Raw genomic sequence first — 23,179 nt, forward strand, 5'->3', positions numbered from 1 at the left:
AGAACATCGTTTACGGCGCCACCCGGAACTGAAGGCCCAGGCTTCCCGTCACCCGCGGGGTCTCCCACGCGGGCCGATCGTCGATGGTGAGCACGTTGCGCGTGGGGGCCAGCTGCAGATCCGCGAACGCGACCAGCGCCGTCTTCTCCCCGAGGGCCCACGTCACAGCAGCGCGTGCGCCGACCAGCGCCAAGAATCCGGTGCGCGACGTCGAGCCTTCGAAGCCCGTGCTCTTCGCCCGCAGAGCGCCCGCCGAGCCGACGAGGCACGCCGCGCCCACCCCGAGGTGCGCACATGGCAGCAGCGAGGCCACGATGAAATTCGATTCGAGCGTCCCGACCCCATAGTCGCGGGCGATCGGCCAATCGAAGCGACCCTCGGTGCCTAGCGAAAAGGTGCCTTTGCGCACACTCGCATGTACCACGAGTCCGCCCGTGGCCGTGGGCGCTGCACCAAGTGCGGACAGCGCGCCGACGCCGAGCCACCATCGCGTCGGGCTGGAAGGCGCAGAAGGCGGGGAAGCCGTCGCCGGCGGCTCCACCCGCACGGCCGGCCCGCGATCGGTTGCCGGCGCAACGGTTGCCGGCGCAACGGCTGGCGGGGATGGCTCCGGCGCTGGCGCAGGAGGCGGCGGCGCGGGGCGCAGGTACGCCTGCGGATCGATGGCAATGGCGAGCGCCAGCCGCGTCGAGTTCGCGAGCTCGCTGCATTGGTCCGCGCGCGACGTCTGCTCGCGCCGCAGAGGAGCACCGTGCCCGGCGCGCACGACGGTCGACTTGAAGCCGTCCCGGGTTCGCGCAAACACGACGGAGATGCGCTCGGCGGCCTCGGTGCGAAAAGGATCGTACCCGAGTTGCGCAACGATGGCCTTCTGCAGGTCCACGGCATCCGGGCAATCCTCCGCGCCCCGTTGCCGCTCCACCTCGAAGCGCACCGTTCGCGGGGCATCGGCCTTGGCGTGGATCGTCCAAACCGCAGTGCCCGCGGCCAAACACGCCACGACGAATCGACGTCCACGAGATGCTTTCAAGGCGCGCGATCCCTTCTACGGAGCCCGCGCAACAACCCTTCCTGCGCGGCCGTCCAATCGCGCCCCGACCGATCGGACACCACTTCCGCCGTGCGTTCCGAGGAAACAAATGTAAAGTACCGAACGCTTGGGTGGGAGAATGGGCGAGAGAACTACGGCAGCATTATTGAATCTAATCGCGGGCTTGAGTGCGGCGGAGCTCGATGTCCTCCGCGGCCACCTGCGTGAACTGGACGATCCCATCGCCGTGATCGGCATGGGCTGCCGCTTTCCGGGCAACGTCCACGATCCGGCATCGTTCTGGAGCCTCCTTCAACAAGGGAAGGACGGGATCACGGAGGTGCCCAAGGACCGCTGGGACATCGACGCCCTCTACGATCCCGATCCGGACGCACCCGGCAAAATCTACAGCCGGCGAGGAGGCTTCCTGGAAGGCGCCGATCGATTCGATGCGGAGGCCTTCGGCATTTCGGCCGAGGAAGCCGCTTTGATGGATCCTCAGCAGCGGCTTCTCCTCGAGGTCTGTTGGGAGGCGCTCGAGAACGCCGGGGAGGCCCCAACGGAGCTGCAGGGCAGCCGCACCGGTGTCTTCGTTGGGCTAGCCAACCAGGGCTACAACCGCGTTCTCGATCCGCGTGATCTCGATGCCTTCACCGCGACGGACACACTGGCGAGTGTGGCCAGTGGGCGGCTCTCGCACGCGTTTGGCTTTCACGGCCCGACGATGACCATCGAGGCCGCGTGCGCTTCGTCGCTCGTGGCGATTCATCTTGCAGCCGAGAGTCTGCGGCGCGGCGAGTCGGAGCTGGCCATCGCCGGCGGGGTCACCCTTCTTCTGCAGCCCGAGCTTCAAGTCTACTTCTCGAAGCTCGGCCTCCTGTCCCGTGACGGATGCTGCAAGGCCTTCGATGCGAACGCCGACGGCATGGTGCGGGGCGAGGGCTGCGGGCTCGTCGTGCTCAAACGGCATTCGCAGGCAATCGCCGATGGGAACCCGGTGCTGGCGCTGGTGCGGGGGTCGGCCGTTCAGAGCACGGGCGCGGGCAAGGGCGTGGCCATTCCCAATGCACTCGCCGAGCGCCGGGTGCTGCGTGCCGCACTCGAAAGCGGCAGGCTCGCGCCGGCGGACGTCGACTACATCGAGACGCACGGCACGGGGACCTGGGCCGGCGATGCCATCGAGCTCACGGCCTTGAAGGCGGTGTTCGGTGAACCGAGGGCCGACGGTTCGAGCTGCGTGCTCGGCGCGGTGAAGACGAACATCGGCCAGCTCGAATACGCAGGCGGCGTGGCCGGTGTCATGAAGGCCATCCTCGCCTTCGAGCACGAGACGATTCCTCGGAACTTGAACTACACGACGCCCCATCCCCGGGTGCCGCTCGAGGGGACGCCGCTGGTCATTCCGACGCAGAGCCATCCTTGGCGGCGCGGAGATCGGCCGCGCATCGCAGGCGTGAGTGCGTTTGGCTTGAGCGGCGCGCTGGCCCATGTCCTGTTGGAGGAGCCCCCTCGGAAGGCACCGGAGACACCGCGTGCGACGCGCTCCGTTCACGTGCTGGCGCTTTCGGCCCGAACGCCGGACGCGCTGCGTGCGCAGGCCGCGCGGGTGGCGGACTACCTCGAAGCACACCCCGAACTGTCCCCGGGCGACGTGTGCTTCAGCGCCAACGTCGGTCGCGCGCATTTCGACCATCGCCTGGCGGTCGTTGGAAAGACCACCACGGAGCTCGCCACGCAACTGCGCGGTCCGAATGCGACGGGGGGGCCGTCCGACGAGGCGTTCGCGAGCGCGCGGAACTTGGCGGAGCGCTACGAGGGTGGTGAGGACATCGATTGGCGCAGCCTCGAACGACCCTACGGGCACCGCCGTGTTGCGTTTCCCAACTACGCCTGGCAGCACCAGCGATTCTGGCTGCATCGCCCGACGGACGGCAGCAACCCGCGCCAGGCGCCCGCCCCGGCGATCGGCTCGCACGTTCTCGAGGCGCCCGCGTCCGAACGCCATGTGTTGTTGCAACGGCATCTCACCACGCAGCTGGCGGCCATCATGGGCGTCGCTTCCAAGGAGGTGCACGCTGCCACGCCGCTGATTCTCCTCGGAATCGACTCGCTCATGGCCGTCGAGTTGCGGCGCCGGCTCCGGGCCGAGTTTGGCTTCCCGCTCAAATTCGAGCGCCTCATCGAAGGGGCGGCCGTCGCGGATCTCGTACAGGACTTGGTGCAGCACCTTGCAGCGAACGATCCCGGAGAGCTGGAAGTCATCGAGCTATGAATGTGAACGAACTCGTCGCCGAGCTCGCGCGGAAAGGCATTCAAGTATCCCTCGGCATGAGGGACGATCAGCTCTCGGTGAGCGCGCCCAAAGGTGCGCTTTCGGAGGAACTGCGCCAACGGATTACGCAGCACAAACGGCAATTGCTGCAGTACCTGCGGACGCGCACGGCGGCGGCTCCTGACCACGACGATCTGCCGAGCCTCACGCCCGATCTCGCCCATCGTCACGAGCCGTTTCCGCTCACGGACATCCAGCAGGCCTATTGGCTCGGGCGGGGTGGCGCTGCGGAGATGGGGGACGTATCCATTCACGTCTACTGGGAACACGAGTTCCCATCGCTCGATGTGCCGCGCATGGAGCATGCCTGGCAAAAAGTCATTTTACGCCACGACATGCTGCGCGCGGTCATTCTCCCCGATGGCCGCCAACAGATTCTCCGCGAGGTACCGCCGCTGCGCATCACCGTGCTCGATTTGAGCCAGGCGTCGCCCGACGAGCTCGAGGCGGGCCTCTGCCGGGTGCGCGACGAACTCTCGCACCAGGTCTTTGCGCTTGATGTGTGGCCGCAGGTCGAGGTCCGCGCCACCTTGCTGCCCGGGGGGCGGGCGCGGCTCCACCAGAGCGTCGATCTCGTGCAGATCGACGGGGGCAGCCTCGCCCTTCTGGCGCGCGACGTCGCGCGGGCCTATGCGCAGCCCGACGCGGATCTTCCGTCGCTCGACGTCTCGTTTCGCGACTACGTCCTCGCCGAGGCCACCTTGCGCGACACCGAAACGGCGCGGCGTTCGCTTGCGTACTGGCGCCAGCGCGTGCGCGATCTGCCGCCCCCGCCCGAGCTCCCGCTGGCCCGTGCCCCTTCGGCGCTGGCGAAAAGCCGCTTTCATCGCCGGGTGACCCGGCTCGATGCGGCGCGCTGGGAGCAGTTGCAGGCGCGCGCGAAGGCGCGCGGGCTGACCCTGTCGATCGTGCTCATCTCCGTGTACGCGGAGATCCTCGCCCGCTGGAGCAAGAGTCCGCGTTTCACGTTGAACATCCCGCTCTTCAGCCGGTTGCCGTTGCACCCGCAGGTCTCCGAGCTGCTCGGGGACTTCACGTCGATGGTTCTCTTGGGGCTCGATTTGTCCGTTCCCGAGAGCTTCGAGGTGCGTGCGAAGCGCGCGCAGGCGCAATTGTGGACCGACATGGAGCATTCGCAGCACATCAGCGGCGTGCACGCGCTGCGTGAGCTCGCGCGTGTGAACAAGAGCACCAACGCCTCGCTGCCCATCGTCTTTGCAAGCCTTCTCAGCCTTCGCTCGGAGGGCTTCTCGGATTGGGCCTCCGCCTGGAAGCAAATCGCCGAGCCGGTCTTCACGCTCACGCAAACGCCCCAAATCTGGATGGACAATCAGGTCCAGCAGGAAAATGGCGAGCTGGCCGCATCGTGGGACGTGGTGGAGGAGCTGTTCCCCGAGGGCATGCTCGATGCCATGTTCGACGCGTACCGCAGCCTCCTCGTGCGGCTCGCCGACGACGAGACCGCGTGGACGGAGCTCCCGCGCTTCCAACTGCCCGCGGATACCGCACGCCTTTACGAAGCGCTCAACGCCACCGAGGTTCCGCTCCCCGCGGAGACGCTCCCGTCGCTCTTCTGGAACCAGGTGAAGGTTCGCGGCGATGCGCCCGCGGTGGTCACATCCGGGCGCACGCTCGGCTATGGCGAGCTCTTTCGCCGTTCGAACCAGCTCGCGCATCGGTTGAAAAAGCTCGGTTGCGCCCGCGGCAGCCTGGTGGCCGTGGCCATGGAAAAGGGCTGGGAGCAGGTCGTCGCTGTTCTCGGCATTCATGGCGTTGCGGCGGCGTATTTGCCGATCGACCCCGAGCTTCCGCCCGAGCGACTGCGCTACCTGCTGCAGCAGGTTCGCCTGGTGGTCACGCAGGGCCATGTCGCGACCAAGGTGGCATGGCCCGAAGGCGTGGAGCTCGTGCTCGTCGTGGAGGAGGATGAGGCGCTCGGTCCCGAGGCCGACGCCCCGCCCGAGAGGCCCGAGCCCGACGATCTGGCCTACGTCCTTTACACCTCCGGTTCGACGGGCCTGCCCAAGGGGGCGATGCTCTCCCACCGCAACGCGGTCAATCGCATGCTCGATGTGAACGCGCGCTTCGGCATCGGTCCGGACGACCGCTGCTTGGCGCTCACGGCGCTCAACCACGACCTCTCCGTGTACGACCTTTTTGGCGTGCTCGGTGCTGGCGGTGGCGTCGTCCTACCCGACGCGGCCCGGCTCAAAGATCCCTTGCACTGGCTCGATCGAATGAATGGCGAGCGCGTCTCCGTATGGAACAGCGTGCCGGCCTTCATGGAGATGCTCGTCGAAACGTTGAAGCGCGAGCCTGCGCAGCCGCGTCCTTCGGCGTTGCGCCGGGTGCTGCTCGCCGGAGATTGGATCCCCGTGGGCTTGCCCGATCGCATCCGCGCGCTGGCGCCCGAGGCCCAGGTGATCGCCGCAGGTGGCCCCACCGAAACGGCGGTCTGGGACATTTGCTACCCGGTGGCCGAAGTCGACCCTTCGTGGCCGAGCATTCCCTACGGGCGCCCGATGGCCAATGCCCGCTACTACGTGATGGACGAGAACCTCGAGCCGCGGCCGACGTGGGTGCCGGGGCAGCTCCACATCGCGGGCGCGGGCGTCGGCCTTGGGTACTGGGGCGATGCCGAGAAGACGCGCCAGAAGTTCATCGAGCACCCTCGCACCGGCGAACGCCTCTATCGCAGCGGCGATCTCGGGCGCCTGCTTCCGGACGGGAACATCGAGTTTCTCGGGCGCGAGGACCTGCAGGTCAAGATCCAGGGACAGCGCATCGAGCTCGGCGAGATCGAATCGACCTTGGCGCAGCATCCCGCCGTGCGCGCGGGCGTGGCCACGGTGGTGGCGGCGGAGGGCGGACGAAAGCGCCTGGTGGCCTTCGCCGTGCTCGAGCATGACCGGGCCGCGGCCGACGAGAACCTCGAGGTGTCCATCCTCGACTTTTTGCGTGCGCGGTTGCCTTCCCACATGATCCCCACGCTCGTCCTCACCGAAGCGCTCCCGTTGAGTGCGAACGGCAAGGTGGACCGAAAGGCGCTGGCGGCCGTGGCCTTGCAACGCGCGCAGCCGAAGGCGGTGTTCGTGCCCCCGGCGAGCGAGCTCGAACGAACCATCGGCCGCGTCGTTCAGGAGGCGTTGGCCCTGCCCGAGATCAGCGCCGATGGTCAATTCTTCGAGCTGGGCGCGGACTCCAATGCCATCGTTCGCATCACCGCCGCCTTGCGCGCGGCCTTGAATATCGACGTGCGCGCGACCGATCCGTTCCGCTTCCCCACGGTGCGTGCGCTCGCGGCCTTTCTCTCCGAAAAGGGGAGCGCGGCGAATGCGGCGGCGCAGGCGGGGACCGATCGCGGGGCGGCCCGGCGTGAGATGCGCGGTCGCCGACGAGGAACCGCCGCATGAGCGATTCGGATTTGGCCATCGTCGGGATGGCGGGGCGCTTCCCGGGCGCGAGCACGCTCGAGCGCTTCTGGGAGAACATTCGCGGTGGGGTCGATTGCGTTCGCGACCTCACGGACGCGGAGCTGCATGCCGCGGGCGCGGGCGATGCGATGCGCCACCCCAAGTACGTCCGCGCCGCATCGTTCTTGGAGGACATCGAGACGTTCGATGCCGACTTCTTCGGGTTCAGCCCCAAGGAGGCCGAGCTCATCGATCCGCAGCATCGCCTCTTCCTCGAATGCGCCTGGGAGGCTTTCGAAAACGCGGGCTGCGATCCCGCGGGCTACGGCGGGGCCATCGGTGTCTTCGCCGGAACGAGCTACTCCACGTACCTGCTTCGCAAGTTCCTTCGCGAGGCGGGCTCGATGCCGGTGATCGAGCATCTGCAGCTCCAGGTGGCCAACGACAAGGATTACCTGGCCAGCCGCGTCTCGTACAAACTCGACCTTCGCGGGCCGAGTGTCTGCGTCCAGACCTCGTGCTCCACGTCGCTCGTGGCGGTGCACATGGCCTGCCAGAGCGTGCTCGATGGCGAGTCGGACATGGCGCTCGCCGGCGGCGTGTGCCTGCGCGTGCCCCAGCGCATTGGCTACGTTCACCAGGAGGGCGGCATTCTTTCCCCCGATGGCCGCTGCCGCACCTTCGACGCGCGCGGGGCGGGAACGATTCAGGGAAGCGGCGTGGGGGTGGTGCTCATCAAGCGCCTCGCGGACGCGCTGCGAGACGGCGATCCGATTCGCGCCGTGATCAAGGGCTCGGCCATCAACAACGACGGCGCCTCCAAGGTCGGGTACATGGCGCCCAGCCACGAGGGCCAGGTTCGCGTCATCTCGGAGGCGCTGAGCGTCGGGGGCGTGGAGCCGAGCACCGTGGGGTACCTCGAGTGCCACGGTACGGCCACGCGCGTGGGCGATCCGCTGGAAATTCAGGCTTTGGCCGACGTGTTCGCGGGGGTGCCCCAGGGGGCCTGCGCCGTGGGATCGGTGAAGGCCAACCTCGGCCACCTCGAGTCGGCGTCGGGCGTGGCGGGGTTGATCAAGGCGGTCCTCGTTCTGGAGCATCGCGAGCTGCCGCCGCTCGCGCACTTCGAGGCGCCGAACCCGGGGTGCGATTTTGGGGCGACACCGTTCTTCGTCCCCACCCGGCCGCAGCCGTGGCCGCAGGGGGAGCATCCGCGGCGTGCGGGCGTGAGCTCCTTTGGCATCGGCGGGACCAATGCGCACGTGGTGCTCGAGGAGGCGCCCGCGCGTACGGCATCGATGGAGACGGATTCGCGGCCGTGGCACCTGCTCGCCGTGTCGGCGCGCAGCGAGGCGGCGTTGCGTGCGCAGGCCCTGGCGTATGCCGCGTTTTTGCGCTCCGACGGGGGACGCACGCCTTCCCTCGCCGACATTTGCTTCACGGCGGGCGCTCGGCGGGCGCACCATGCCTTTCGTCTCGGGGTCGTGGGAAATGGCCATGTCGACATGGCCGAGGCCCTCGAGGCGTACGCTCATGGCAAGCCCCACGGGCGCGTCGTCACGGGGCGGCTCGCCACCGAGGAGGCGCCGCGGGTGGCGTTTCTCTTCACGGGGCAGGGCTCGCAGTACGCGGGGATGGGGCGGGCACTGTACGAGTCCCAGCCCGTCTTCCGCGCGGCCATCGATCGATGCGCACGGGCGCTCCAGGGCAAGCTTCCGCACGCCCTCACCGAGGTGCTTTTCGGCGACCGTGCGCCGCTGGAGCAGACGCAGTACACGCAGGCCGCCTTGTTCGCGCTGGAGTACGCGTTGTGCGAACTGTGGCGTGCGTGGGGCGTGGTGCCCGATGCGGTTCTGGGTCACAGCGCGGGTGAGTTCCCTGCGGCCTGCGCGGCCGGCGTGTTCGAGGTGGAGGACGGGCTCGCGCTGGTCGCCGAGCGCGGGCGCCTGATGCAAGCGCTGCCCGCGGGCGGTGCCATGGTGTCGGTGCAGGCGTCCGAGGAGGACGTGCGCCCGCTGCTCGCGACGGCGCCCAACGTATCCATGGCGGCCTTCAATGGGCCTCGAAGTGTGGTGCTTTCCGGCCCCAAGGCCGACGTGGAGTCGGTCGTGGACGCGCTTTCGTCGCAGGGGGTCCGGTCGCGGGCGCTGAACGTTTCGCACGCGTTCCATTCGGGGCTGATGGAGCCGATGATGGCGGCGTTCGCCCGTCACGCGGCGGCGCTTCCCTATGGTGCGCCGCGATGCACGTGGGTGACCAACCTCACGGGGCAGGCCGCGGCATCCGTCGACGCCCGGTACTGGGAGCGGCAGATTCGCGAGCCGGTTCGGTTCACGCAAGGGATCGAGGCGCTGCTCGAACGTGGCCATCGCGTGTTCCTCGAGATCGGGCCGCAGCCGGCTCTCTTGGGGCTGGCCACGCCCATGCTGCCTTCCGAGTCCGTGTGCCTTCCGTCGCTGCGTGCGGCGCAGGATGCGTGGCTCACCCTGTTGCAAAGTGCCGCGCAGCTTTACGTGTGCGGCGTTGCGCTCGACTGGAAAGCCGTTCATGCGCCGGCCGGCTCGTGCGTCGAGCTTCCCGGCTACCGCTGGCAACGCGAGCGCTTCTGGGTCGACGATCCGCGTTCCGAGGCGGTGCGGGTGGTGCCTTCGCCGGCGCCGGTGAGCGACGACCTGTACGCGCTGGCCTGGCGGCGTGCCGAGGTACCCGCAGGCCCTCAGGTTGGCAGCACGGCGGGCGGATGGCTCGTGCTGTGCGACGAAGGTGGCGTCGGCGCCGAATTGAGCCAGCGGCTCGTGGCGCGCGGTGAACGTTGCCTCGCGCTCGGCGCGGCGGACGTGCGGCGCGAGCTCGATGCCGAGCGCCCGTTCGAGGCGTCGCTCGAGCAGGTCCGCGCATGGGGCGATGTCCTGCGCATCGTGCATCTGGCGAGCTTGGACGCGGCCGGTACGAGCCTCGAAGCGTTGCGCGCGGCGCAGCGTGGGGGCGTGGGCAGTGCGGTGTGCCTCGTGCAGGCGTTGCAGCGCCATCACCTCGTCGGCGCGAGCCGTCTGTGGCTCGTGACCCGCGAAAGCCAAGCCGTGGCCGAGCATCCCGGCACCCTCGCGTTCGCGCAAGCTCCGCTATGGGGCCTCGCGCGCTCGGTGATGCACGAGTTGCCCGAGCTCTCCTGCACCGCGATCGATCTCGGTTCGGACAGCCACGCCCGGACGGCCGCGCAGCTGCTGCGCGAGCTCGGCGGGGAAGGCGAGCCCCAAGTGGCGCTGCGCGGCGAGCGTCGATTCGTCGCGCGGCTCGAGCGGGCTGCGATCGGTGCCGTCACGCCGCTGCATGTGCGCGGCGATGCCACGTACCTGGTGACCGGCGGCCTCGGTGCGCTGGGCCTCGTGGTCGCGGATTGGCTGGTCGGGCAGGGCGCACGCCACCTGGCCTTGCTCGCGCGCCGGCCGCCGACCGTCGCCGCCCACTGCGAGGCGCTCGCGCGCCTGCGGGAGCGCGGCGTGGTGGTGCATGTGGCGCCGTGCGATGTGGCCGATGGTGAAGCGCTTGCGGGGGCACTCGACGACATCGAGCGGCGGCTGCCCCCGTTGCGTGGCGTGGTGCATGCGGCGGGCGTCCTCGACGAGGGCATGCTCGCGCATCTCACGCCCGAACGGCTGCGCGCAGCCATGGCGCCGAAGATCGATGGCGCGTGGAACCTCCACGAGCTCACGCGAGGCCGTGAGCTCGACCTCTTCGTGCTCTTCTCGTCGGTGGGCGCCATCTTGGGCGCGCCAGGGCAAGCCAACTACGCCGCGGGCAACGCATTCCTCGGCGCGCTCGCGCATCACCGGCGTCAGCTCGGCCTCGAGGCGACCGCGGTGGACTTCGGACCGTGGGCCGGGGCCGGGCAAGCCGCCACGGTCCAGCAGGCCCGTTGGGATGCGCACCGGCTGCGCCCCATGAGCGCCGACGATGCCCTGCGCGCGCTCGGGCAGGTGCTCGGCGCTTCGGTGACGCAGGTCGCGGTGGCCTCCATCGATTGGGAAGGCCTCCTTGCGGACTTCCGCACACTGCCTCCCTTCTTCTCCGAGGTTGCATCGGGTGCGCCGCCGAAGAGCGGCCCCCGTCTCATCGACCGCCTGCGCGCGGTGTCGCTGCACGAGGCGGACGATCTGCTCGTGGAGCACCTGCGCGGGCAGCTGGGTGAGCTCTTGGGCCATCCGCCGTCGCGACCGCCCGAGCCCTGGCGCGGATTCTTCGAGCTGGGCATGGACTCGCTGTCCGCGCTCCAATTCAAGCGGCGCACCGAGGCGGCGTTGGATCTGCCGCTGGCCACGTCGGTGGTATTCGACTACCCCAACGTCGACGCCCTCTCGCGCTACCTCAAAGGGCGCATCTTCGGCGATGCGCCCCCGGCTTCCATCCGCGCGGCGCAGGCCGACACGATCGCCGACGAAGTCGAAGAGCTCTCGGCCGAAGAGGTCGCGTCGGCCTTGCTCGAGATGACCCACGCGGTGCTGTCCGACGAGGAGCTCGGCGAGTGAGCGATTCGTCCGCGGACCTCGCCGTTCAAAAACGAACCTTGCTGGCCCTGAAGAAGCTTCAGGCCAAGGTCGACGCCCTCGAGCACGCCCGAAATGAGCCGATTGCCATCATCGGTGCGGGGTGCCGCTTTCCCGGCGGCGTGACCGATCTCGCGTCCTATCGGCAGCTCCTTCGCGAGGGCGGTGATGCGATCGTCGAGGTCCCGAAAGACCGCTGGGACATCGACCGCTGGTACGATCCGGATCCCGACGCGAACGGCAAGATGTACACGCGCGCGGGTGGCTTTCTCCAGGGAAGCAGCGTGGCCGACTTCGATGCCCGCTTCTTCGGCATCACCCGGCGCGAAGCCAATGCCATGGACCCGCAGCAGCGGATGCTCCTCGAGGTGGGCTGGGAGGCGCTCGAGCACGCGGGCCTGCCCCCCACGCGGCTCGCGGGCAGCCGCACCGGCGTGTTCGTGGGGATCAGCGTCAGCGATTACTCGTTCCTGAGCGGGACGGTGCCCTCGGCGATCGATCCGTACACGGCCACGGGCTGGGGCTTTGCGTTCTCGGCCGGGCGCATCTCCTACGTCCTCGGTCTCCAAGGTCCGAGCATGGCCGTGGACACCGCGTGCTCGTCGTCGCTCGTTTCGGTGCACTTGGCCTGCCAGAGCCTGCGCGCCGGCGAGTGCACCACGGCGTTGGCGGGCGGTGTGATGCTCCTGCTCTCGCCGCTCTCGTTCGTGATGCTCTCGCGGTTGCGCGCGCTGTCGCCGGATGGGCGCTGCAAGACGTTCGACGCCGCGGCCAATGGCATCGCCCGGGGCGAAGGCTGCGGAATGGTCGTCCTCAAGCGCCTCTCCGACGCCCGACGGGACGGCGATCGGGTGCTTGCGACCCTTCTTGGCGGCGGGGTCCAGCACGACGGGGCCTCGAGCAGCTTCACCGTACCCAACGGGCGCGCGCAGCAAGCGGTGATGCGCGAGGCGCTCACTGCCGCACGCCTCGCGCCGGCCGACGTGGGGTACGTCGAGGCCCATGGCACGGGCACGATCCTCGGCGATCCCATCGAGGTGGACGCGCTGGCTGCCGTCTACGGTGAAGGCCGTGATGCGGCGACGCCGCTCGCCGTGGGCTCGGTCAAGACGAACCTCGGGCATCTGGAGTCGGCCGCCGGGATCGCGGGCCTGCTCAAGGCGGTGCTGGCGGTGCAGGGCGGCGAGCTGTTTCCGCACTTGCACGTGCGCGAGCCGAACCCGCACATTGCGTGGGAGCGCCTTCCGGTTCGCGTTGCGGATGCCTCGACACCGTGGCCGGCGGACCGGCGTCGCGTGGCGGGGGTGAGCGCCTTCGGCATGAGCGGCACCAATGCGCACATGCTCGTTGGTGCGGTGGAGGAGGCGCCTTCCGCGGCGCGCTCACCGTCGCACGCGGTGCACCTGCTGCCGCTCTCGGCCAAGAGCCCCGAGGCGCTGCGCATGGTCGCACAACGCTACGCGGGTGCCCTCGAGGATGCGTCGCTCGAGGACATCTGCTTCACCGCGAGTACCGGACGCGTGCACTTCGAGCATCGGGCGGCGGTGCTGGGGACGTCGGCCGGCGAGCTGCGCGAGAAGCTCGTCGCGCTCGCGGAGGGGACGGCGCCCGAAGCGCCGCACACGGCGCAGGATCCCGCGCTCGCGGACCTGGCGGCCCTCTACATCAAGGGTGATCGCATCGACTGGGCCGATGTTCATCGCGGTGGTGGGCATCGCCTCTGCACTTTGCCCGCGTACCCGTTTCAGCGGCAGCGCTACTGGATCACCACCGAGGCGGCGTCCGAGGCGCCTTTGCCGCAGGCCTCGTCCGCGCGCGGCGAGCTTGCGCGCACCCTGCAGGAGGCGCCTGCCCGGCGGCGTCGCGACCTGCTGACCGCGCACGTCGCGGCGGCCGTTCGCACCGTGCTTGCGCTCGGGCCCGACGAGCCGCTCGATCTCGAGGCGGGCTTTTTCAACCTGGGCGTGGATTCGCTCATGTCCGCTGAGTTGCGCAAGCGGCTCGAGGTCGGGCTGGACCACGCGCTTTCGGCGACGGTGACCTTCGACCATCCCTCGGTGCGGTCGATGGTCGACCATTTGCTGCGCGCGTTGCCCTACCTCGAGGGAGCCGCCATCGCGCCCGTCGTTACCGCGACGCGCGCCGCCCACGAGCCCATCGCCATCATCGGCATGGCCTGCCGCTTCCCGGGCGGGGCGAACGACGTCGAGGCCTACTGGACCTTGCTGCGCGACGGCGTGGATGGCACCAGCGACATGCCGCCGGAGCGCTGGGACGTCGATGCGTTTTACAGCCCAGAAAAGGGCGCGCCCGGGAAGATGTCCACGCGGCGCGGCGGCTTCTTGCGGGGTGTCCCTTTCGACGGCTTCGACGCGGAGTTCTTCGGTATGGCTCCGCGCGAGGCGAGCGCCATGGATCCGCAGCAGCGGCTGCTGCTCGAGGTCGGCTGGGAAGCATTGGAAGACGCCGGGTGCGTGCCCGAGCACCTTGCCGCCAGCCGCACGGCGGTGATGGTGGGCATCGCCAGCTCGGACTACCTGGCCCTTCAAAACGCGGGCCCCGCAAGCCGTCTCGAGCCGTACATGGTCACGGGCACCGCGCATAGCTGCGCGGCGGGCCGGCTCTCCTTCACCTTGGGGCTGCAGGGGCCTTGCCTTTCCATCGACACGGCCTGCTCCTCGTCGCTCGTGGCGGCGCACCTGGCGTGCCAGTCGTTGGTCAGCGGGGAAGCGGATCTCGCCCTCGTGGCCGGCGTGAACATGATGCTCGCGCCCGAGCCGTTCGTCTTCTTCTCGCAGGCCGGGGCCCTTGCGGCCGATGGCCGGTGCAAGACCTTCGACGCCTCGGGCGACGGCTACGCGCGCGGGGAAGGTTGCGGCGCGGTCGTGCTCAAGCGGCTCTCCGATGCGCAGCGGCACGGCGATCGACTCCGCGCCGTGGTTCGCGGCTCGGCGGTCAACCACGACGGTCGCACCAGCGCGCTGTCCGTTCCCAATGGGCCGGCCCAAGAGGCGGTGATCCGGCAAGCCTTCGCCAACGCCGGGATGGAGCCGGCGCGGGTGGGCTATGTCGAGGCCCACGCGGCGGGAACGCCGCTCGGCGATCCCATCGAGATGCAAGCGCTCGCCGCGGCCTTGGGCGAAGGGCGCGGTGCGGAAAATCCCCTCTTGGTCGGATCCGCGAAGACGAACATCGGCCACCTCGAGGCCAGTGCGGGCATCGCGGGGCTCATCAAAGGCGTGCTCATTCTGGAGCACGGCGAGGTTCCCCCGCACCTTCATCTGCGCGAGCCCACCCCGCTCATCCCCTGGGAGCGTCTCGGCGTGAACGTCCCCGTCGAGCGTACGCCGTTTCGCCACGAGGTGGTCGGCGTCAGCTCGTTCGGCATGAGCGGCACCAATGCGCACCTCGTTCTCGAGCAGGCCCCCCGGCCCGCGGAGGGCCCCGCCGCGTCGCCGCGCGCCCACTGCTTGCCGCTCTCGGCGCGAAGCCCCGAGGCGTTGCGCGCCATCGTGCAACGTTACGTCGCCGAGCTGAACGAGGGCTCGCTCGCGGACGCGCACTGCGAAGACGTGAGCTTCACCGCCGGCGCGCGGCGCGGGCACCATGCCCATCGCGTGGCGGTGGTGGGGCGCACGCGCGAGGAGTGGATCGCGGCCTTGAAGGGCGTCTTCGAGCCAGCGGTCGTACCGTTGGGCCGGCGCAAGTGGGTGTTCGTCTTTTCCGGCCTGACCACGCCGTGGCCGGGCATGGCGGCCGGTCTGCTGCGCGACGAACCGATCTTTCGCGATGCGCTGACCGCGTGCTCGGAGGCGATTGCCAAGCATGCGCCGTTCTCCGTGCGGGATCTGATTGCCGAGGGCCAAGTGCGCGCGGACTCCTTCGACTTGGTGCAACCGGCGCTGTTTGCCGTGCAAGTGTCCCTGGCGGCGTTGTGGCGCGCGTGGGGCATCGAGCCCGAGGCGGTGGTGGGGCACAGCATGGGCGAGGTGGCGGCAGCCCACGTCGCCGGGGCGCTCTCGCTGGACGATGCGGCGCATGCGATCACCGTGCGGAGCCAGCTCATTCGCCGCGTGCAGGCGTCGGGCGCGCGCGGCGGTGCGATGGTCATCGAGGTGCCGTACCAAGAGGCGCCGGCGCTGCTCGAGGAGCTCGGCGTTTCCGGCAGCGTGTTCATCGCCGGGGCCAACGCGCCGCGCATCACCGTGCTCTCGGGCGAGCCGCGCGCGCTGGAGGGCGTCCTCTCGGCGCTCAAAGCGCGCAACGTGTTCTGCCAGCGCCTGGCGACCAACGTCGCGGGGCACAGTCCGGCGTTGCAGGCCCTCGAGGGCGACCTGCTTCGCGAGCTGGCCAGCTTGAGGCCGCGCCGTCCCGAGATCCCTTTCTTCTCCTCCGTGCCGGGGCAAGGACCCGAGCCCGCGTTCGACGCGGCGTACTGGGCGGCGAACCTCATTCGGCCGGTGCACCTCTGGCCCGCCGTGGAGCGCCTGCTGAACGAGGGCTACGACGGCTTCCTCGAACTCGGCGTGCACCCCTCGCTGATCAACCCCATCGAGCAGGGCCTGCACCAGGTGGGGGCCAAAGGTGTGGTGCTCTCCTCGCTGCGGCGGCCGGAGGACGATCGCACGGTCATGCTGCAGACCGCGGCCAGCCTTTTTGCCGCGGGTGCGCCCGTCGATTTCCGGCGCATCGGCTCGGCCCATGCCCGCGTCGTCGATCTGCCGAAGTACCCATGGCAGCGCAAACGTCATTGGACGGCGCCGTCGGCGGCATCGCCCGAGGCCAAGCAGACGGCGCCCTCGCGGGTGCACCCGCTGCTTGGCGTGCACCTCGTCTCCGCGCGGGCATCGAAGGAGCACTTCTTCGACATCGCCTCGGACGCCGCCCTCTGGCGAGACCATCGCGCGCATGGCGTGAGCATGCTGCCTTCGACGCTGCTCCTGGAAGCCGTGCTCGCTGCGGCTGTCGAGGCCTCGAAGCGTGGCTCCAGCGTCCTCGAATCCTGGACGGTGCACGAGCCTGCGTTGCTCGGCGACGACGGTTCCGTGTCGGGCCAGCTGGTGCTCGTTCCGGGCGACGGGGCTCGGATGCGGTTCGAGCTCTACGATGCCTCCCAGAGCCTCCACGCGTCCGGCGAGCTTCGCACCGCCGCGGAGGATGGTGCGCCCGTCGCGATCGCATTGTCCGAGGTGCGCGCCCGCTGCACGCGCGAGCTCACGGGTGCGCAGCACCTGGAGCGGCTGGAGGAGTGCGGCCTCGCCTACGGTGAAAGCTTCGCAGGGCTCGAGCGCATCTGGCGCGGCGACGGCGAGGCACTGGGCCTCTTTCGCCTGCCCGAGGGCACCGACGCGAACGCATTCCGCGTGCACCCGCCGGCCATCGAAATGGCCCTCCGGCTCACCGCGGGGGTGCTCTCCGGCGAAGACCCGCGCATGCCCGTGCGCTTCGAAGGCGTGCGCTTTCACCGCCGGATCACCGGTCGCCACTGCTGGCTTCATACGCGGCATCTGGCCTCGGGCGCCCTTCGCGTGAGCCTGCTCGACGATGCAGGGCGGGTCGCCATGGAGGCTTCCTCGGTCCATCTCGCACCGGGGCCGCGCGCGCTGGTCGAGGCGGCGGCGGATCGCGCCTCGGGCGAGTGGCTCTACGATGTCGCCTGGCAGCCCGCACCGCCGCTCGCCCCGGCGCCGGGGAGTCCGTCCCGTGGGACGTACCTGGTGCTCACAGACGCAGCGGGCGTGGGGGAGCCGCTCGTTCGTGCGCTCGCGGCCCGAGGGCACGAGGTAATCACCGCGGTGCCGGGTGCTCGCGCGGAGCTTGGACCGCACGCCGTCGCCGTCGATCCCCAGAGCCACGAAGATTGGCATTGGCTTCTTCAGCGCGCGGGCAGTGCCCTTCGCGGCGTGGTGCACCTTTGGGGGCTCGACGCGCCGGCGATGGAAGGGCTCGCGCTCGAAGAACTCGCGGCCGCGCAGCGCGTCGGTTGCAGCGTGATTCCCCCGCTCGTTCGCGCGCTCTCCACGCACGACACCGGCGCGAAGATCTGGTTCGTGACCCGTGGCACCCAGCCCGCCTCGCCCTCGGCGTCGCTGAACGTGGTCCAGGCACCGCTCTGGGGCATGGCGCGCGTGGTGGCGCTCGAGCACCCGGAATGGTGGGGCGGCCTGGTGGATCTCGACCCGAGGCCATCGCCCCACGAGGCCGACGTGCTTCTTGCGGAGATCCTGCACTCGGACGGTGAAGACCAAGTGGCCTACCGGGATGGCACGCGCCGCGTGGCCCGCCTCGTACGCACCTCGGGCGAGGAGCTCCCGGCCGCCGTGACCTTCCGCGACGACGCCACGTACCTCGTCGTGGGCGGTGTGCGGGGCCTCGGCCTCGACCTCGCGGGCTGGATGGTCGAACGCGGCGCACGCCACCTGGTCCTCACCGGGCGCTCGCCAGGTGATTCGGAGCCCGCTGTCTCCGCCCTCGAGCGCGCGGGCGCCTCGGTGCGGGTGCGCGCCGTGGACGTGGGCGATGCCGCGCAAATGCAGGCTCTCTTCGCGGAGGTCGCCTCCAGTGGTCCGGCGCTGAAGGGCGTCATCCATGCCGCGGGCATCAATCGCGCGGCGCCGCTCGCCGAGGTCGATGCACCGTTGCTCGAATCCGTGCTCGCCGCCAAGGTGCGCGGTGGGTGGCTCCTCGAGCAGCTCACCGCCGCACTGCCGCTCGATTTCATGGCGTTGCTCTCCTCGGTGGCCGGCACCTGGGGTGCAGCGTCGCTCGGCCCCTACTCGGCGGCGAACCATTTTCTCGATGCCCTGGCGCACCACCGGCGTGCGCAGGGGCGCGCGGCGACCAGCATCGGGCTGGGCACCTGGGCGGGCGGAGGCATGGGCGTCGCGCTCGCGGAGAATCCCAAGCTGAAGAAGCTCTTCTCGCAGATGGGCTACTCGGTGATGTCCCCGGCGCCGACCTTGGAGATCCTGGGGCGCTTCACCGGCACATCGGCGACGCAGCGTGTGCTCACCAACTTGGACTGGTCACGGTTCAAACCGATCTTCGAGACCAAGCGGCGAAGGCCGCTTCTCGACGAGATCGCGATCGAGGGCGCCGAATGGTCTGGGCCCGCCGCCGGCGAGCTGCGGACGAAGTTGGCGGCCGTCTCCGATGCCGACGAGCGATTCGCGCTGCTCCGAGGTCACGTGCGCGCGCGTGTGGCCGAGGCCATGGGCTACGAGGATGCAACCACCTTGCAGTCGGAGCAGGGCTTCTTCCAGCTGGGGATGGACTCGATCATGAGCGTCCAGTTGCGCATGCGCCTGCAGACGGATCTGATGCAGCCGCTCCCTCCGACCATGGTGTTCGAGCACCCCACGGTGAAGGCCTTGGCCGGCTTCCTCCTGGGCACTCTGGGCACCATGCCGTCCACCACCCCGACGGCCCCGCCGCCGGCCGACCCGGCACCTGCGGATGGCCAACTCTCCGAGGACGAGTTGGTTCTGCAGCTGGCGAACGAACTCGCTGAATTGGGAGTGAACCTCGATGAGTCCCAAGCCTGAGCCCAATCGTCAAGAGGTCCTCGCGCGCGCGCTGGCCGAGATCAAGCAACTGCGGGCGCGCACCGAAGCGGCCGAGCGCGACAAGCGTGACCGCCGCGAGCCGATTGCCATCGTGGGCATGGCGTGCCGCTTTCCTGGGGGCGCCGATTCGCCCGAGGCCTTCTGGCGCCTCCTGCGGGACGGCGTCGACGCCACGGGGCCCGTGCCGAGCGATCGCTGGGACGCGGACGCGCTCTACGATGCCGATCCCGAGGCGCCCGGAAAGCTGTACGTGCGGCGCGGCGCCTTTCTCGGGGAGGTGGATCGCTTCGACGCAGGGCTCTTCCACATCACGGCGCGCGAGGCGGCCGCGATCGATCCGCAGCACCGCATGTTCTGGGAGCTCTGTTGGGAAGCGCTCGAGCGCTCGGGGCGTGCCCCGCGCGGGCTTTCGGGCAGCGCCACGGGCATCTTCGTGGGCATCACCAACCGGGAATACCCACCCGGCGGAATCGATCCGACGCACGCCGACCCCATGATGATCGGAGGCAACGCCTTCAGCTTCATCGCCGGCCGCCTCGCGTACATGTTGGGCCTGTGCGGCCCCGCCGTGGCGCTCGACACGGCGTGTTCCTCGTCGCTGGTGGCCGTGCACCTTGCTTGCCAGAGTTTGCGCGCTCGGGAAACGGATCTCGCCCTCGCCGGCGGTGTGAACCTGATTCTTGCTCCGAGCGGCTCGCTGCTTCTCTGCAAGGCGCGCGCGCTCTCGCCCGATGGACGGTGCAAGGCCTTCGACGCCTCCGCCGATGGCTATGGCCGTGGCGAAGGTGGCGGCGTAGTCGTTCTCGCGCGCTTCTCGGATGCCATTGCGCGCCGCGATCCCATTCTGGCCGTGATTCGCGGCTCCGCGGTCAATCAGGATGGAGCGCGCAGCGGATTGACCGTGCCCAACCCGGCGTCGCAGGCGACCTTGATCCGTGCGGCGCTTGCCCAAGCGGGGGTGCGCCCGGCTGACGTGGACTACGTCGAGGCCCACGGAACGGGGACCGCGCTCGGCGATCCTATCGAGATGCACGCGCTCGGCGAGGTGTACGCCGAGGGACGCTCGATGGATCGGCTGCTGTCGGTCGGCTCGGTGAAGACGAACCTGGGGCACTTGGAGTCGGCCGCCGGCATGGCGGGGCTGATCAAGATGGCACTTGCGTTGCAACACCGGCAGATCCCGCCGCACCTACACTTCGTGCGGCCCAACCCGGACATCCCGTGGCACCAGCTCCCGGTGCACATCGACGGCGTGCTCCGTGCGTGGGAACGCGATGCGGGCGCTCGGCTCGGTGCGGTGAGCTCGTTCGGCGGTAGCGGCACCAACGTGCACATGGTGCTCGAGGAGGCGCCGGCGCCCGCCCCGCGTACCGACGCGACCGCGGGCGTGCACCTTTTCACCTTGTCGGCCAAGCGCGAGGAGGCACTGAAGGCACTCGCGCTTCGCTACGAGGCTCGGCTGGCCGAAGACGGCACGCTGGCCTTGGCGGATCTTTGCTTCACGGCCAACACCGGTCGCACCCACGCCGAGCATCGCCTGGCGGTGACGGCGCGGAGCACGTCCGAGCTTCGCCTTGCCCTGGAGGCGGCGGGGCAGGGGCGTGAGCTACCGGGCGCGGTTTCGGGGGTGGTGCGCGGTGACGCGCGCCCGCGGATCGCGTTTCTGTTCACCGGCCAAGGCTCGCCGTATCCCGACATGGGGCGCGGGCTCCATCGCAGCCAGCCGGTGTTTCGCCGCGCGTTCGATCGATGCGCCGAGCTCTTTGGCGAGGCGGCGGCGTTCGATCAGCCCGCGCGGTTCGCGCTCGGGTACGCGTTGGCCGAGTTTTGGCGCTCGCTCGGTGTGCAGCCCGCGGCGGTGCTGGGGCATGGCGTCGGCGAGATTGCGGCGGCCTGCGTGTCCGGTGCTCTCTCGCTGGAAGACGCGGTCGAGGCCGTGCGCGACAGGCCCGCCGAAACCGCCGTTTCCAGCGGGGACGTCCTCTTCGCAGATGGCCTGAAGGCGCTCGCCGAGACCGGCATCGACGCGTTCATCGAGCTCGGGCCCATGCCGCTCGATCACGCCACGCGGCCCGAGGGCATGTGGCTCCCTTCCTTGTGTGCAGGCAAGGACGACGACGAGATCGTGCTCGGGAGCCTTGCCCGCCTTTACGTTGCGGGGGCCGACGTGACGTGGGAGGCCCTCGATCCCGAACCTCGCCGCCGGTTGGTGCTGCCGACCTACCCCTTCCAGCGGCAGCGCCATTGGATCGAAGGCGCGCGCCTTCGGCAAGGACACCCGCTGCTGGGCACGCGCACCGAGACGCCGGACGCGATCACGTTCGAGACGGACATCTGCGCGTCCGACCTCGCGGTGCTGCGCGATTTTCGCGTCTTCGGAACCACCGTCGTCAGCGGCGTGGTGCATGTCTCGCTGGCCATTTTGGCGGCGGCCGAGGTCCAAGGCGGCGGCGCCGAGGTGCAGCTCTCGGACCTGACCTTTTTCGAGCCCTTCATCCTCGAGGGCGGTGCCTCCGTGCGCATGCGCCTGGTGCTCACCAAAGAGGGCGGCGGGGCTCACGTTTCCGGTTTCGAGCTGCTCACGGCGGCGGGCGGTTCCTTTCGCCGGCACTCCGCCGGACGGCTGCGTCTCTCCAACGCGCCGGTCGCATCCTCGGGCGAATCGTCCTCCCTCGACGAAATCCGGGCGCGTTGCACCGCCGAGCTTTCGGCGGACGAGTTTTACCGAACGCGTTGGGCGAGCACCGAGCAATGGTTCGGCCCGAGCTTCAAAGGCCTTCAGCGCGTTTGGTGGCGTGAGGGCGAGCTCCTCGCGGAGATCCACCCCACCGAGACGGGCCTCGATGCGCACCTCGAGACGGGCCTCGCCGGGCGGGTGTTCGCCGAGGCATGTGCCGCGGAGGCCTGCGCGCAAGCGATGAAGGTTTTGCACGAGGATTCCGCGGCGTACCTCGGCGTGGGCATGGAGCGCTCGCGTGGGGCGCTCACCGCAGCGCCAGGAAAGCGCTTTGGCCACGCCCAGCTCCGGCCTCCGGCATCGGGCGAGACGTTCCTGGTGGCGGACGTGCGCATCCTCGACGAATCGGGCCGGCTCGTCACCGCCTACGAAGGATTGCGCTATGCACCGATTCAGCCCGAGGTGCTCCGGCGCCTGACGACGGCACGCGGCCTGCCCGCCGCTCCACGTGCGAGCGGCATCGACCGCGCCCAGGTGCTTCACGCCCCACCGGCCGAGCGCCGCCCCCTGCTCGAAGGGTACCTGCGACGGCAGATCGCCACCCTTGCCGGTGCTCCGGCCGACGACGTGGAGGCCGAGACGGAGCTCGATGCCCTGGGGTTCGACTCGATTCACTTCATCGAACTTCGGGGCGAGATCCGCAAGGACCTCGCGCTGGACCTTCCCGCGGAGCTTCTCTCCGGCGCCGCCAGCGCGCGCTCGATAGCGGCCGAGTTGTCCGCGCGCCTCGCCCCGCCAGCCGCGCCGCCCGTGCGCACCGGCGAGTGGGTCGTTCGGTGGGAACGACTGCCCATCGGTGAAGCGCGGTTGCGCCTGTTTTGCTTTCCCTTCGCGGGCGGCGGTGCGTCGTCGTACCGCGGATGGACCCGGGGGCTGCCGCGCGGCGTGGAGGTTTGCGCGATTCGGTTGCCCGGTCGCGAGAGTCGCTTTGGCGAGGCGCTGGTCGATCAGTTCGACGTGGCGCTCGAGGCCCTGGAACACGAGCTCCTTCCGCTGCTCGATCTACCCTTTGCCTTTTTCGGCACGAGCATGGGCGGAGTGATCGCGTTCGAGCTCGCGCGCCGGCTTCGGGCGCGCCACCGCCTGAGCCCCACGCGGTTGTTCACGGCATCGTCGTACGTTCCGGGTCGCGGGCCCTCTCCGGCGCTCGGCGAAATGATGCGCAGCGTGATGGCGACCGGCGCCGACGCAGCACTCTTGCGTCGCTACGCGATCGTCCCGGAGGCGCTGCTCGCCAGCCCCGATGCGCTCGCGGTGGTGATCCCGCCGCTCTACGCGGACCTGCGCATGATGTCCGGCTACCGGTACGCCGGGGACGAAGCGCTCGATTGCCCCATCACCGCGCTGTACGGTACGCGCGATCCGCTGATGTCCCGCGAGGACGTCGCAGGTTGGGCCGACCACACGCGCGGCGACTTCTCATTGCGCACCCTCGAGGGCGAACACCTGTTCGTCCGAACGGAGCGCGCGGCGTTGCTCCGCATCGTGGGGCGCGAGCTCGCGGAGGATCTGGACACGCTCGACGCGGCCTCCGCGCGGGAGGCCTCGTGACGGGGGC

The 23,179-nt window shown here is 69.7% G+C and carries 6 protein-coding genes; 5 read left to right on the plus strand and 1 reads right to left on the minus strand.

Annotated elements, in window-relative coordinates:
* Nucleotides 1-10: 10 nt before the first annotated feature.
* On the minus strand, nucleotides 11-1,030 hold the full coding sequence (locus tag LVJ94_51135) for a hypothetical protein (GenBank protein WXB05240.1): 1,020 nt from the start codon (nucleotides 1,028-1,030) through the stop codon (nucleotides 11-13).
* 166 nt (nucleotides 1,031-1,196) lie between these two features.
* Here LVJ94_51135 and LVJ94_51140 point away from each other — a divergent pair, with 166 nt between their 5' ends.
* Genes LVJ94_51140 through LVJ94_51160 form a run of 5 tightly spaced genes read left to right on the plus strand, consistent with a single transcriptional unit; the run spans nucleotide 1,197 to nucleotide 23,172 of the window.
* On the plus strand, nucleotides 1,197-3,302 hold the full coding sequence (locus LVJ94_51140) for a phosphopantetheine-binding protein (protein WXB05241.1): 2,106 nt from the start codon (nucleotides 1,197-1,199) through the stop codon (nucleotides 3,300-3,302).
* Between the two features lie 2 nt (nucleotides 3,303-3,304).
* A complete protein-coding gene (locus LVJ94_51145; GenBank protein WXB05242.1) occupies nucleotides 3,305-6,775 on the plus strand; it encodes an amino acid adenylation domain-containing protein in 3,471 nt (1,156 codons plus the stop codon).
* Nucleotides 6,772-11,301, plus strand: coding sequence for a type I polyketide synthase (locus LVJ94_51150; protein ID WXB05243.1), 4,530 nt, complete (start codon nucleotides 6,772-6,774; stop codon nucleotides 11,299-11,301). Before LVJ94_51145 ends, LVJ94_51150 begins: the two co-directional genes overlap by 4 nt.
* Complete coding sequence (locus LVJ94_51155; GenBank protein ID WXB05244.1) at nucleotides 11,298-18,863, plus strand: SDR family NAD(P)-dependent oxidoreductase; 7,566 nt, start codon at nucleotides 11,298-11,300, stop codon at nucleotides 18,861-18,863. Before LVJ94_51150 ends, LVJ94_51155 begins: the two co-directional genes overlap by 4 nt.
* Entirely contained in the window at nucleotides 18,847-23,172 is a 4,326-nt protein-coding gene (locus LVJ94_51160; GenBank protein ID WXB05245.1) for a polyketide synthase dehydratase domain-containing protein, read from the plus strand. Before LVJ94_51155 ends, LVJ94_51160 begins: the two co-directional genes overlap by 17 nt.
* The last annotated feature ends 7 nt before the right edge of the window (nucleotides 23,173-23,179 follow it).

The sequence above is a fragment of the Sorangiineae bacterium MSr11367 genome, assembly GCA_037157805.1.
Classification (GTDB): Bacteria; Myxococcota_A; Polyangia; order Polyangiales; family Polyangiaceae; genus Pendulispora; species Pendulispora rubella.